Origin of the sequence: Nocardioides sp. NBC_00368 (assembly GCF_036090055.1) — a bacterium.
Lineage (GTDB): Bacteria > Actinomycetota > Actinomycetes > Propionibacteriales > Nocardioidaceae > Nocardioides.
Genome location: NZ_CP107970.1, coordinates 5,250,306 through 5,262,385, shown reverse-complemented (window position 1 = coordinate 5,262,385; position 12,080 = coordinate 5,250,306). Strand labels below are relative to the sequence as shown.

The window sequence follows — 12,080 nt, the reverse complement described above, 5'->3', positions numbered from 1 at the left end:
CCCATGGAGCTCCCTCGACATTGGCCGCTGCCAGAGGCGACCGACCTTCTCGGTGAGGTTCTGGCGGCGTACGACGAGCCGACCCGCCGCTACCACGACCGCCGGCACCTCTCGGAGGTGCTGGACCGGATCGAGGAGCTGCGGGAGGAGGGAGAGCGCTTCGACGCGCTGACCGTCACCCTGGCGGCCTTCTTCCACGACTCCGTCTACGACGGGGAGCGGGACGCCGAGGAACGCTCGGCAGCCTGGGCCGAGGACGCGCTGGCCGCCTACCTGGAGGCCGACGTGGTCGCCGAGGTCGCCCGGCTGGTGCGGTTGACCGAGACCCACGACCCGGAGCCCGACGACCACAGCGGCCGAGTGCTCTCCGACGCCGACCTGGCGATCCTGGCGGCCCCGGCGGAGCGCTACGAGGAGTACGTCGCGACGGTCCGTGAGGAGTATCAGCACCTGTCCGACGAGGAGTTCCGCGACGGTCGCGCCCAGGTTCTGGAGCGGCTGCTGGAAAAGGAGTCGCTCTTCTCGACACCCTTCGCGCGGATCAGCTGGGAGGCCGCCGCGCGGGCCAACATCTCGGCCGAGATGGAGACCCTCACCACATATCTGTCACCTGACCGATAACAATTCGCCCGGTCGGTCGGACCGGTGGCAGAATTTCGTGGTGAGCTTCCAGACGTACGCCGACCTGTGGCGGATTCCTGACGTTCGCCGCATCCTCGTGCTGGGTCTGTTCCTGCGGATCCCGATGCCGGCGTCCTCTGTCATCGTGACCCTGCACGTGGTCGGCCCGCTGGACCGCTCCTACGCCGAGGCCGGCCTGGTCTCGACGGTGCTGGCGATCGCGATGGCGATCTCAGGGCCCTGGCTCGGCCGGCTCCTCGACCGCCTCGGCCTGCGGCGTACGCTCCTGCTGCCGCTGGCCATCCTCCCGATCGCCTGGTCGATCGCGCCCTGGGTCGGCTACCTTCCGCTGATCGCGCTGATCGCCGTCGCCGGGCTCTTCACCGTGCCGTCCTGGTCGATCGTGCGCCAGGTCGTGCTCCGCTCGGTCGAACCCGGGCAGCGCACCGCGGCGCTCAGCGCCGACGCAATCATGACGGAGCTCGCCTTCATGGTCGGGCCGGTGATCGGCGTGCTCAGCGCCAGCTACCTCGGCACCTCGTGGGCGCTGCTGGTGACCCAGTGGCTCGGGATCGCTGCGGCCATCGTGCTGTGGCTGCTCAACCCGAGCATCACCGAGGGCGAGCCGGCCGTACCGAGCGACGCGGTCCCCAGCGACTCCGGTGTCCCGGCTCGCCGCTTCGCACTTCCGTCGTGGGTCAGCCCGGGCGTCGTACTCCTCCTCGCCGGCACCTTCACCGCCTCGCTCATCCTCATCGCCGAGGACCTCGGCACCGTCGCCGCGATGCGCGACTTCGACCGCACCGCCCTCCTCGGCCTGGTGATGGCGATCTGGGCCCTCGGTTCCCTGGTCGGCGCGCTCGTCTACGGCGCGCTCAACCGCCACCCGTCCGCCGCGGTGATGCTCGTCCTGCTGGGCGCGACCACGGTGCTCACCGCGTTCGCCTGGGACACGATCTCGTTCGCCGCGCTGCTCCTGCTCAGCGGCTTCTTCTGCGCGCCGACCCTGACCGCGGCGCTCGAGGCGATCACCAGCCGCGTCCCCTCGACCGTACGCGGCGAGGTGATGGGCTGGCACGGCTCGGCGATCACCCTCGGCAGCGCCGTCGGCGCACCCACCGCCGGGTTCGCCATCGACCTGATCGGCTGGCAGGGCGGGTTCGTCCTCGGCGGCGGGCTCGGCCTGCTCATCGCGGCGGCCATCTGGCTCACCGTGCGTCGGATGTCCACCCCTTCGGCCGAGGCGTCGGTCCCGCCGGGCGAGAAGTCGCCCGCGCCGGCCGAGTAGTCACCGCGGCGCCCTCTGGGCCGACGTATGTGACGCCTCAGCCGGGGGTGACGCCTCCGCGCTTCGCGCGGTCACCCCTCGGCTATCGGGGTTTGCGGCGGCGCAGGCCGGCCGCGAGGAGTGCGGAGACCAGCGCTCGGGAGGTGACCTCGACCGCACCGGCGGCGACCATGTCGTCGTACGCCTCGGCCGGCACGTCGTAGTGATCCCGGTCGAACCCGCGGGCCGGGATCCCCATCCGGCTCGCGAAGGCGTGCAGCTCCTCGTAGGAGGTGTCACTGGCCAGGTGCGACCACATCCGGCCACGGCTCGGCACGTTCGGCGGATCGATCAGAATCACAGGCTGCATTGTTGGCGATTGCTCCGCAATTCGCGAGCGCTTCCGCTTGACCCTCGTCTTCCTCCGCTCCGCTCGTCGCTACGCTCCTCCCTCCGCTGCGTCCAGACGAGGGACGCTCCAGCACTGGATTGTTGGCGATTGCTCCGCAATTCGCGAGCGCTTCCGCTTGACCCTCGTCTTCCTCCGCTCCGCTCGTCGCTACGCTCCTCCCTCCGCTGCGTCCAGACGAGGGACGCTCCAGCACTGGCCTGTTGGCGATTGCTCCGCAATTCGCGAGCGCTGAATCGCTTCTCGCCTCCTTGACCGGTGGGCGAGAATGGTCGGTGATGAACACGACAGTGCTGTTCGAGGCTCGGGCGAGGGTGCTCCATGACCTCGATGCGCGCGGACTCGCAGGGGCGGCGGCCGTGTCGGCCCTCGAGGACGCGATGACCGAGCGCGGCTGGTGGGTTGAGCAGTGGCCGGAGGGGAAGGCGTACGTCGCGGGCCTGGTCGCCCAGGACGTGCAGGACGTGCTCTTCGACGAGAGCTCCGAGCGCTGGCCCGTGTGCACGCTCTGTCCGCCCGAGGCGCCGGTGCACTCGCTCCACATCACCCCCGACCTGGGCGGCCCGGACCCGATCTGGGTCTGCGAGGAGAGCGGCGACGTGGTCGCGCCGCTCGGCGACCTCTGAGCCGCAGGCGTCAGGAGGGGCCGAGCTGCAGGTGCAGCGCGTAGCGGTCGGCGCGATAGACCGAGCGGCAGACCTCGACGTAGCGATCCCCTGCGACCGACTTCCGCTGTCTGCGGAGCACAGGCACACCGACCGAGAGGCCGAGCAGCGTGGCCTCCTCGATGTTGGCCACGTCGGCTCGGAACGTGTCGTCGACCCACGAGGGGCGCATGTGCCGGCGGGCAAGCTCGGCGTAGAGGCTGGTCGGCGTGGTGCGCTCGAGCATCCCGGGCACGATCGCCTCGTCGAGGTAGACGTCCTCGATACAGATCGGCACCCCGTCGCCGCGGCGCAGACGCCGCCAGTGGACGACGGCCGCGCCCTCCTTGATCGCCAGCGCACGCGCGATGGTGGGCCCGGCCTTCTCCCGGCCGAGCAGCAGCGTCTCGGAGGAAGCCTGCATCCCCCGGCGAGCCATCTCCTCGCTGAACCCGAGCACCGGACTCTGCGCCCGCGGCGGACGCGCCACGAACGTGCCCCGGCCCGGGATCCGGACCAGCAGACCGTCGGCGACGAGCGCGTCGAGCGCCTGCCGCACGGTCGCCCTGGCGACGCTGAACTTCTGGACCAGCTCGCGCTCCGAGGGCGCGGACGCACCCGGGCTCTCCCCGATGACCAGCTCCCGGACGTACTCCCGGATCTGGACGTGCTTGAGCGAACGCTCACCGTCGACCGACCGGACCATGAGCAGAGCGTAGGTGTACACATGGCGTACGGTCCCGGGTTTGGTCAAGTTGTGACATTGCAATGAGATGAGGCGGATCAGGTGCAACGAAACCCGAATGCAGGATTTCGCTAGAACACATGTTCGATCCCGAGGTATGCTGCAAGGGTGGACTTCCAGGGAACACTCTTCGCCCCCACCGACGACGAGACCACCGAGACGACCTACGAGCGGATCCATCTGGACCGCGGAGCCTGGGTGGACGTCGCCCGCGGCTGGCTGCCTGATCCCGACGACGTCTTCGCGGCCCTGGTCCACGACGTCCCATGGCGCGAGGAGCGTCGACAGATGTACGACCGCGTCGTCGACGTGCCCCGACTCCTGCACACCTACCTGCAGGGCGACCCGCTCCCCCACCCGCGGCTCGCCGAGGCCCGCGGCCGCCTCACCGCTCATTACCTGCCCGAGCTCGGCGAGCCGTTCGTGACCGCGGGCTGCTGCTACTACCGCAACGGCAACGACTCGGTCGCCTGGCACGGCGACAGGATCGGTCGCGGTCGCAGCAACGACACGATGGTCGCGATCGTCTCCGTCGGCGACCCGCGCCGTCTGGCGCTGCGGCCCCAGGGCGGCGGCAAGGGCATGAGCATCGAGATGGGCCACGGCGACCTGGTCGTCATGGGCGGCTCCTGCCAGCGCACCTGGGAGCACGCCATCCCCAAGGTCTCCTCCGCCGGCCCCCGGATCTCGGTCCAGTTCCGGCCCCGCAACGTCTTCTGAGACTGGCTCAGGAGGCTGCGACGCCGTCCAGGAGGTTGGCGACAAGGGCGGTGGCGAACTCGCGGGTGACGGGCTCGTCGGGGATGAGCAGCCGGTGGTAGACGGATCCCCAGAGCTGGTCGATGAGGACGCGTACGTCGACGTCGGAGCGGAGCTGGCCGGCTTCCTGGGCGCGGGTGAGGCGCTCCACGGCCAGGCGACGGCGCTCGGCGGAGTAGAGCGCTCGGTAGGCGGCCGCCAGCTCCGGGTCTGTCTGCGCTTCCCCGATCAGCTGGAGAAGCGCAGACCCGCCCTTCGTCTCGGTCATCACTGCGACGAAGGCATGCAGCTGGCTGAGGAGATCGGTGCGGATGTCGCCGGTGTCCGGGAAGGCCAGGGTGTCCTCGACCGCATGGAAGTATCCGTCGAGGGCGAGCGCGCCCCGAGACGGCCACCACTTGTAGAGCGTGGTCTTGCTGACGCCCGCGACACGGGCCACCCGGTCGAAGGTGAGGTCGGCCATACCCTCGGTGAGGAGCAGTTCACCCGTCGCGCGAAGGATGTCGGCTCGGACCTCGTCGGCGGGTCGGCGGCCCCGTCCTCGGCGCGGCGGAACGTCCTCGGCGGTCATGATCCGCCCCCTTCTGATGTCGATCGGTGAGCCAGTGTATGGGGCACCAGCAGCAAGACGTCTCACCGAGCGATGGTGAGAAGGTCGGCGAGGTCGACGCGGGTGAGGAACTCGCGACGGACACGATCGGCCACGTCGGAGACCTCCTCCGAGCCGTCGTCAGCCGGATCGATGTGGACCCGGAACGGACGCTCACCGGCCGGCAGGGACACGATCCGAGCGATCTCGTCGGAGACCATCGAGGCGTCCGCGTCGGCCGGAGCCAGCGCGGCGAGCTTCTCGGCCACCTGGCCCATGAGCCCGGCGTAGCGCGTCTCGTACGCCGCCTCGACCGCCGTGTCGGCGGGCCGTCCGGAGTGCGCGAAGTGGTTCGTGCCGCTGGTGAACGAGCCGGGCACGACGATCGAGGTCTCCACACCCCACCGGGCCAGCTCACCGGCATAGGAGACGGCGAGGGAGTCCATGCCCGCCTTGGCCGCGAAGTAGGGGGCCAGGTAGGGCGGCGTACCGCCCTTGACCGAGGAGCTCGACACCCACACCACCAGGCCGGCACCCCGTGCCCGCATGCCCGGCAGCACCGCCCGGTTCACCCGCTGGGTCGAGAGCACGTTGACGTCGTAGAGCTCGGCCAGCTGCTCGGGCGTGAACGCCTCGGTCGGGCCGACCACCATGTGACCGGCGTTGTGGATGAGGACGTCGATGCGGCCGTGGTCGGCCTCGACCTGGGCGATGGCCGCATCCACCGAGTCCTGGGAGTTGACGTCGAGCTCGATCGCACGAAGGTCGACGCCGTGCTCGGTCGAGTAGTCGGCAGCGGCTCGAACAGCCGGGGCGTTGCGGCCGCCGGTCTCGCGCATCCCGGCATAGACGGTCTGTCCGGTCCGCGCGAGCGCGCGGGCGGTGAGGGCGCCGAAGCCGCTCGAGGCTCCGGTGATGACGACGATCTGATTCATGGCGTTGTCCTTCCTGCTGCTCGTCGACCCGGCTCAGACCATGCCGCCGTTGGCGTACACGACCTGGCCGTTGATCCACCGGCAGGGACCCGCGAGGAAGGCGACGACCTCGGCGATGTCCTCAGGCGTGCCGAGGCGGTGCAGCGGGTTCATGTTGGCCATCCGCTCGATGGTCTCCTCGTCCTTGTCGTCCAGGAACAGCGGCGTGGCGACCGGGCCTGGCGCGACCGCGTTGACGGTGATGTCGCGGCCGGCGAGCTCCTTGGCCAGCACCATGGTGAGGGCGTCGACAGCGCCCTTGGACGCGGTGTAGGCGGCGTACCCCGGCAGCGCGACCTTCTTGACCGAGGTCGAGAAGTTGATGACGGCGCCGCCGTCGCGGACCTGGTTCGCGGCGAGCTGCGAGACGACGAAGGTGCCGCGGATGTTGGTGCGGTGCATCCGGTCGAGGACATCCAGGTCCAGCGACGCGATCGGGCTCAGCGCCATGATCCCGGCGGTGTTGACGACGACGTCGATGCCGCCGAACGCCTCGCTGGTGGCCTTGAAGGCCTCGGCCATCGCGACCTCGTCCGCGACGTCGCCGCCGACTGCGATCGCCTGGCCGCCGGCCGCGGTGATCTCCGCGACGAGCTCCTCGGCCCGGCCGGCGTTGCCGGCGTAGTGAACGGCGACCGCGAAGCCGTCGCGGACGAGTCGCTCGACGACGGCCGTGCCGATGCCGCCCGAGCCGCCGGTGACGAGTGCGACGCGAGTGTTGGTGGTGCTGGTCATGGTGGTCTCCTTCAGGAGTCGATGTGAACGATGTGTCCATATAATCACAGATATGAACCGCCCGTCCACATATGTGTCTCATGCCACCTTCCGAAGGGTCCTCGCGGTTCGCGGAACGGGCTTTGGAGTGGGTCCCAGATGCGTTCCGTACGCTGGTAGGAAAGGATGGGACCGACAGCCGACGCCTCTGGAGCCGCCTTGACCACCACCGCACCAACCCTCGCCCCGCCATCCGCTGAGGAGATCGCCCGGGCGAAGGAGATCGTCGGGCGGATCAGCACCGCCTTCAGCAGCCGTGTGGTCGGCCAGGAACGCCTCAGGACGGCGCTCCTGATCGCGCTTCTCTCCGAGGGACACGTGCTGCTGGAGAGCGTGCCGGGGCTGGCCAAGACACTCGCCGCGAGCACGCTGAGCCAGACGGTCAAGGCGCAGTTCTCCCGGATCCAGTGCACCCCCGACCTGCTGCCGAGCGACATCATCGGCACCCAGGTCTACGACCAGCGCAACCACGAGTTCGAGACCCAGCTCGGACCGGTCCACGCCAACTTCGTGCTGCTGGACGAGATCAACCGAAGCTCCGCCAAGACCCAGAGCGCCATGCTCGAAGCGATGCAGGAACGCCAGACGAGCATCGCCGGCCACGTCCACCCGCTGCCGCGCCCGTTCATGGTGCTCGCCACGCAGAACCCGATCGAGGAGGAGGGCACCTACGTCCTCCCCCACGCCCAGATGGACCGGTTCCTGCTCAAGGAGATCGTCAACTACCCCAGCGACGGCGAGGAGCTCATCGTCCTGGAGCGCATCGAGGCCGGCACGCTCGGTCCCGACCACGAGGAGACCCGTCCGGTCGCCGACCCCGACGACGTGATCTGGCTCCAGGAGCTGACCAAGCGCGTCTACGTCGACCCGGCGATCAAGCGCTACATCGTCGCCCTCGTCCAGGCCACCCGCAACGCCCGCCAGCTGCTCGGGCCGGAGACGGGCTCCTACGTCGAGATCGGCGCGTCCCCGCGTGCCTCGATCGCGTTCCTGCAGGCGTCCCGCGCGGCGGCGCTGCTGCTCGGCCGTTCCTACGTCACCCCGGAGGACGTGCGCGAGCTGCGCCACAGCATCCTGCGCCACCGGCTCCACCTCAGCTTCGAGGCACTGGCGGAGAAGGTCCAGCCGGAGATGCTGGTCGACGCGCTGGTCCGCGCGGTCCCCAGCCCCTGAGCCGAGCCGACCTGAGCACCTGACCTGAGCACCGACATGGCGACGTACCTCCCCCGGATCCGCACGCGGCTGATGATCCATGCCCACCGCAAGGTCGTGGGCCTGCTCGACGGGGAGTACGCCAGCCTCCAGACCGGGCGCAGCATGGACTTCCACGACCTGCGGGAGTACGTCCCCGGCGACGACGTGAAGGACATCGACTGGAAGGCGACGGCCCGGTCCCGGAGCCTGCTGGTCAAGCGGTTCACGGCCGAGCGCCAGCATCTGGTGCTGCTGGCCATCTCCACGGGCCGGAGCATGGCCGCCCAGGCGACCGGCACCACGACCAAGCGTGACCTGGCGATCTTCACCGCCGGCCTGGTCGGCTGGCTGGGCGTACGCCACGGGGACAAGGTCGCGGTCGCCTACGGCGACTCGGAGACCCAGAAGCTCACCAAGCCCGCCGACACCGAGGTCGCGCTCGAGCGGGCGCTGGGGCAGGCCCACGACGCCATCACCCCCGATTCCGCCGAGGCGGACATCGTCGCCGTCCTGCGCCACATCGCCACCAACGTACGCCGCCGGGCGATCCTGCTCGTCGTCACCGACGAGCACTCGGTCAGCGACGAGATGGCCGCGATCCTGCGACGCCTCACCGTCCAGCACGAGGTGCTGGTCGCGGGCATCGACGACCTCGACCCGACCACCGCGGTGGCCGGCGCCGGCCCGACGGTCGACGTCGACACCGTCGCCGCCCTGCCGGGATGGCTCAGCGGCGACGCGGTCCTCCAGGCCCAGTACGCCGAGCTGGCCGCCGCCGAGGAGCACGGCCTGCGCAGCACGCTGGACCGCCTCGGCATCGCCTACCAGCGGGTCCGCGACGACACCACCGCCATCGGCGCCGTCTTCCATCTCCTGGAGAGGCACCGTCATGCGCGCCGGTAGCGTCCCGGAGGAGTTCCAGCAGCCGCTGGCCCACTCGGGCTGGTGGCTGGTGCTCGCGCTGGCGCTGCTCGCCGCGGTGGCGCTCTACTACCTCGCGGTCATCCTGCTGACCCGCAAGCGCCGCCCGGTCGTCGAGGTCGAGACGCCGTGGGTCCCCGAGCCGCGCGACCTGCGTGCCGAGCACCTGGCCGAGATCGACCGGATCGAGCGGGCGGTGCACCGCGGCGACGTACCGGCGCGGGTCGGCCACCAGCACCTGAGCCGCACCGTGCGCGACTACGTCGCCGAGGTCAGCCAGATCCCGGCCGACAAGATGGTCCTCGCCGACCTGAAGGCGACCGTACGCAGCGACCCCCGCACCCGTCCCCTGGCGATGGCCGTCGAGGTGATGTACCCGCCCGCCTTCGCCCCCGAGGAGGAGGGCCAGGCGGCCGAGCGCTTCCCCGAGGCGCTGGGCCGAGCCCGGCAGGTGGTGACGACATGGACCTGAGATGGCCCGTCCTCGGCGTGATCGTGCTGGTCGTCACGGCCATCGCCGTCGCCGCGATCGTCGTCCTCGCAGCCCGGGTGCATCGCCGCCCGGCCGACGCCGTGCTCGTCGCCCACACCGAGCGTCTCAAGCGGCTCCCCCGGTTTCGCGAGCTCGCCACCCAGCAGCGCTGGCTGTCCTGGTGGCAGACCGCGGGCATCGCGCTCGCCGTGATCGGCTGCATCTGGCTGATCGCCCGCCCGCAGACCACCGACATCACCCAGAACCGCTACTCCACCCGTGACATCGTGCTGTGCCTCGACGCCTCGACGTCGATGTTCGACGAGGACACCCAGGTCACCCAGGCCTACTCCCAGCTCGTCGCCGGTCTCAACGGTGAGCGGGTCAGCCTGGTCCTGTGGAGCGACGCCGCCGTCACCGTCTTCCCGCTCACCGACGACTACGGCTGGGTGCAGGACGAGCTGGCGCGGGCCGGCCGGGCCTTCGCCCTCGGCGACCAGGAGTACGTCGCCGGCACCTACCTCGGCAAGGAGCGCGCCTCCCTGATCAGCGACGGGATCGTCTCCTGCGTCAAGCGCTTCGACCTGTCCGACCCCGAGCGCGGCCGCGCAGTCATCGTCGCCTCCGACAACGACCCGCAGGGCGGTCCGCCGGTCTACACGCTGCCCGAGGCGACCGAGTTCGCCAAGGAGCGCGACGTCCAGCTCTACGGCATCGGCTCCGCCGACCTCAGCTTCCAGGAGGACAAGCGCGCCACCTTCGACAAGGCGATGACCGACACCGGCGGCACCTTCTCGCTGCTCGGTGACGACGGCTCGATCGAGTCCATCCTGGCCGGCATCGACCGGCTCTCGGCCGACGAGGTCGTCGAACCGCCGAAGTACCAGATCCGCGACGCTCCCGGCTGGCCGATCGCGACGATCGTCCTCGGGGTCCTCATGCTCATCGCCGGGTGGGTCTACGCCCTGGTGCGCTCCGGGAGACTGTCCCCGCGCCCCCGGCCGACTCCGCCCGCGGCCCCGTGGCCCCAGCAGACCGAGCAGGCCCGGCCACCGAGCGAGGTGGGCCGATGAGTGCTCTGGGATGGCAGATCCTCACGATCGTACGCCGGGTGCTGATCGTCCTGCTCACCGTCATCGTCCTGGTGCGGCCGAGCTGGGGCGCGGCACCGTCGGAGATGCGTACGGCCGATCTCGATGTCCTCGTCGTGGTCGACCGGACCCGGTCGATGGTCGCCGAGGACGGGCCCGACGGCGAGGCCCGGATGACGCAGCTCAAGAAGGACCTCAAGGCGCTCTCGGCGGCGCTGCCGTCGGTGCGCTTCGGGGCGATCACCTTCGGCGGCGAGGTCGTACGCACCGAGATGCCGTTCACCTACGACACCACGGCCTTCAACGCCTGGGTCGACGGTCTCTACGCCGAACGGGCCTTCGACGGGTCCGGCTCGATGGTCGACGCCCCGCGTGACGAGGTCATCTCGGCGCTCGAGCGCGACCAGGAGCGTTTCCCCGAGCGGCGCCGGATCGTGGTGTTCGCCTCCGACGGGGAGAACACCCGCGAGGGCGTCGACCAGCAGTCGTTCAGCGAGATCGACGACCTCTCCGCCGGCGGCGTGGTGCTCGGCTACGGCACCGAGGAGGGCGGCCGGATGCCGTGGGACGACGAACGCCCCCAGGACGGCTACCTCAAGGACGGCGAGGGCCAGGACGCCCGCTCCCGGATCGACCTGGCCAACCTGCGCGAGATCGCAGGTCAGATGGGTCTTCAGACGCTTCACCGCACGACGAAGGAGACCAAGGAGATCGCCACCGAGGCCTCCACCTGGGACTCCGAGATGCTGACCGAGAAGACCTCCGCCGGCGGCGAGGTGTCCCGCGCCTGGATCTTCGGCTTCCCCCTGCTGGCACTCTTGCTGTGGGAGCTGTGGGGCCACCGCCGCCGCGGGCACGAGGCCGAGGAGGTGCTGTCGTGACGCTGACCGAGACACCCGTCGAGACGACCGAGCCGCAGCACCCCGTACGCACCGCCCGCGAGCAGGTGCGGCGCGCGCTGCTGCTGGCCGGGATCGTGCCGGTGGTCATCGGGCTGGCCTTCCTGATGAAGGTGATCCTGATGGGCCACCACGACCGGGCCGGCCGAGACGCCTGGGACGTACGCGACGCCGCGACCGCGATGGAGCACTACTCCTCCAACCGCGAGCTCAACATCCTGCAGCCGTGGATCGCCCACTTCGACGCCGGCAACGCCGCCTTCCTCCTCGGCGAGAACGCCCGCGCGATCGCCTACTACGGCGAGGCCCTGGAGCGGGTGCCCGAGGACCACGAGTGCACCGTACGCATCAACATGTCGCTCACCCAGGAGGCGATCGGCGACCGCGCCCGCGACGCCGGCGACCAGCAGGGGGCGAAGGCGGCCTACGAGGAGGCGCTCGCCACGCTGGAGGAGGGCGACTGCCCCACCGACTCCGGCCAGGGCCCCGAGCAGTCGCAGCAGGGCGAGTCCGTCGAAGAGCGCCTCCAGGAGAAGCTGACCCCGAAGACGCCGATCAGGCCTGACCAGCAGGACGACCCGCCGGACCCGCCGCAGGACCAGAGCAAGAAGGAGGACAAGCTCGACAAGCGCAACGGCGACGGCGAGAGCTACCGCCGCGACGACGCCGACCTCGACGACTACGGCGGGTTCAGCGACGAGCCGCAGTGGTGAGGCGCTGG

The 12,080-nt window shown here is 70.3% G+C and carries 15 protein-coding genes; 10 read left to right on the top strand and 5 right to left on the bottom strand.

Features of this window, described 5'->3' with window-relative positions; all coding sequences use genetic code 11:
* Positions 1–3: 3 nt before the first annotated feature.
* Complete coding sequence (locus tag OG984_RS25130) at positions 4–621, top strand: HD domain-containing protein (RefSeq protein WP_328528889.1); 618 nt, start codon at positions 4–6, stop codon at positions 619–621.
* A 40-nt stretch (positions 622–661) separates the two neighbouring features.
* The gene (locus OG984_RS25125; protein ID WP_328528888.1) at positions 662–1,909 is read left to right on the top strand and encodes an MFS transporter; all 1,248 of its coding nucleotides are present in this window, start codon (positions 662–664) and stop codon (positions 1,907–1,909) included.
* A gap of 82 nt (positions 1,910–1,991) precedes the next feature.
* Here the strand turns inward: OG984_RS25125 and OG984_RS25120 are convergent, their stop codons facing one another.
* A complete protein-coding gene (locus OG984_RS25120) occupies positions 1,992–2,258 on the bottom strand; it encodes a DUF4031 domain-containing protein (protein ID WP_008360901.1) in 267 nt (88 codons plus the stop codon).
* A 317-nt stretch (positions 2,259–2,575) separates the two neighbouring features.
* On the opposite strand from OG984_RS25120, the gene OG984_RS25115 reads away from it, so the two are divergent.
* Positions 2,576–2,923 carry a hypothetical protein gene (locus OG984_RS25115; protein WP_328528887.1) on the top strand — a complete coding sequence of 116 codons (348 nt, stop codon included), beginning with the start codon at positions 2,576–2,578 and terminating at the stop codon, positions 2,921–2,923.
* A gap of 10 nt (positions 2,924–2,933) precedes the next feature.
* On the opposite strand, the gene OG984_RS25110 is transcribed toward OG984_RS25115, so the two are convergent.
* Entirely contained in the window at positions 2,934–3,668 is a 735-nt protein-coding gene (locus OG984_RS25110; protein WP_328528886.1) for a GntR family transcriptional regulator, read from the bottom strand.
* Positions 3,669–3,794: 126 nt separating this feature from the next.
* Between OG984_RS25110 and OG984_RS25105 the strand changes: the two genes are divergently transcribed.
* Positions 3,795–4,406 carry an alpha-ketoglutarate-dependent dioxygenase AlkB gene (locus OG984_RS25105; RefSeq protein ID WP_008360896.1) on the top strand — a complete coding sequence of 204 codons (612 nt, stop codon included), beginning with the start codon at positions 3,795–3,797 and terminating at the stop codon, positions 4,404–4,406.
* A 7-nt stretch (positions 4,407–4,413) separates the two neighbouring features.
* Here the strand turns inward: OG984_RS25105 and OG984_RS25100 are convergent, their stop codons facing one another.
* The 3 genes from OG984_RS25100 to OG984_RS25090 form a co-directional block, all read right to left on the bottom strand.
* Complete coding sequence (locus OG984_RS25100) at positions 4,414–5,016, bottom strand: TetR/AcrR family transcriptional regulator (protein WP_328528885.1); 603 nt, start codon at positions 5,014–5,016, stop codon at positions 4,414–4,416.
* A gap of 62 nt (positions 5,017–5,078) precedes the next feature.
* Positions 5,079–5,969, bottom strand: a complete 891-nt coding sequence (locus tag OG984_RS25095) for an SDR family oxidoreductase (protein ID WP_328528884.1) — start codon at positions 5,967–5,969, stop codon at positions 5,079–5,081.
* A 33-nt stretch (positions 5,970–6,002) separates the two neighbouring features.
* On the bottom strand, positions 6,003–6,743 hold the full coding sequence (locus OG984_RS25090; protein ID WP_328528883.1) for an SDR family oxidoreductase: 741 nt from the start codon (positions 6,741–6,743) through the stop codon (positions 6,003–6,005).
* A 198-nt stretch (positions 6,744–6,941) separates the two neighbouring features.
* Here OG984_RS25090 and OG984_RS25085 point away from each other — a divergent pair, with 198 nt between their 5' ends.
* From OG984_RS25085 to OG984_RS25060, 6 genes are read left to right on the top strand one after another with little or no spacing between them, the layout of a single operon-like run.
* A complete protein-coding gene (locus tag OG984_RS25085) occupies positions 6,942–7,955 on the top strand; it encodes an AAA family ATPase (protein ID WP_008360887.1) in 1,014 nt (337 codons plus the stop codon).
* 36 nt (positions 7,956–7,991) lie between these two features.
* The gene (locus OG984_RS25080) at positions 7,992–8,879 is read left to right on the top strand and encodes a DUF58 domain-containing protein (RefSeq protein WP_328528882.1); all 888 of its coding nucleotides are present in this window, start codon (positions 7,992–7,994) and stop codon (positions 8,877–8,879) included.
* The gene (locus OG984_RS25075) at positions 8,866–9,369 is read left to right on the top strand and encodes a hypothetical protein (RefSeq protein ID WP_328528881.1); all 504 of its coding nucleotides are present in this window, start codon (positions 8,866–8,868) and stop codon (positions 9,367–9,369) included. The genes OG984_RS25080 and OG984_RS25075 overlap by 14 nt, the downstream gene beginning before the upstream one ends.
* The gene (locus OG984_RS25070) at positions 9,360–10,442 is read left to right on the top strand and encodes a VWA domain-containing protein (RefSeq protein ID WP_328528880.1); all 1,083 of its coding nucleotides are present in this window, start codon (positions 9,360–9,362) and stop codon (positions 10,440–10,442) included. The genes OG984_RS25075 and OG984_RS25070 overlap by 10 nt, the downstream gene beginning before the upstream one ends.
* Positions 10,439–11,341: a VWA domain-containing protein gene (locus OG984_RS25065; RefSeq protein ID WP_328528879.1), complete on the top strand. Its 903-nt coding sequence runs from the start codon at positions 10,439–10,441 to the stop codon at positions 11,339–11,341. Before OG984_RS25070 ends, OG984_RS25065 begins: the two co-directional genes overlap by 4 nt.
* The gene (locus OG984_RS25060; RefSeq protein ID WP_328528878.1) at positions 11,338–12,072 is read left to right on the top strand and encodes a tetratricopeptide repeat protein; all 735 of its coding nucleotides are present in this window, start codon (positions 11,338–11,340) and stop codon (positions 12,070–12,072) included. The genes OG984_RS25065 and OG984_RS25060 overlap by 4 nt, the downstream gene beginning before the upstream one ends.
* Positions 12,073–12,080 lie beyond the last annotated feature (8 nt).

Bases quoted from the DNA above. Each gene is read 5' to 3' on its own strand.
- OG984_RS25130 (WP_328528889.1), top strand. From the start codon at position 4: ATGGAGCTCCCTCGACATTGGCCGCTGCCAGAGGCGACCGACCTTCTC.
- OG984_RS25120 (WP_008360901.1), bottom strand. From the start codon at position 2,258: ATGCAGCCTGTGATTCTGATCGATCCGCCGAACGTGCCGAGCCGTGGC.
- OG984_RS25115 (WP_328528887.1), top strand. From the start codon at position 2,576: ATGAACACGACAGTGCTGTTCGAGGCTCGGGCGAGGGTGCTCCATGAC.
- OG984_RS25100 (WP_328528885.1), bottom strand. From the start codon at position 5,016: ATGACCGCCGAGGACGTTCCGCCGCGCCGAGGACGGGGCCGCCGACCC.
- OG984_RS25095 (WP_328528884.1), bottom strand. From the start codon at position 5,969: ATGAATCAGATCGTCGTCATCACCGGAGCCTCGAGCGGCTTCGGCGCC.
- OG984_RS25090 (WP_328528883.1), bottom strand. From the start codon at position 6,743: ATGACCAGCACCACCAACACTCGCGTCGCACTCGTCACCGGCGGCTCG.
- OG984_RS25080 (WP_328528882.1), top strand. From the start codon at position 7,992: ATGGCGACGTACCTCCCCCGGATCCGCACGCGGCTGATGATCCATGCC.
- OG984_RS25075 (WP_328528881.1), top strand. From the start codon at position 8,866: ATGCGCGCCGGTAGCGTCCCGGAGGAGTTCCAGCAGCCGCTGGCCCAC.
- OG984_RS25070 (WP_328528880.1), top strand. From the start codon at position 9,360: ATGGACCTGAGATGGCCCGTCCTCGGCGTGATCGTGCTGGTCGTCACG.
- OG984_RS25065 (WP_328528879.1), top strand. From the start codon at position 10,439: ATGAGTGCTCTGGGATGGCAGATCCTCACGATCGTACGCCGGGTGCTG.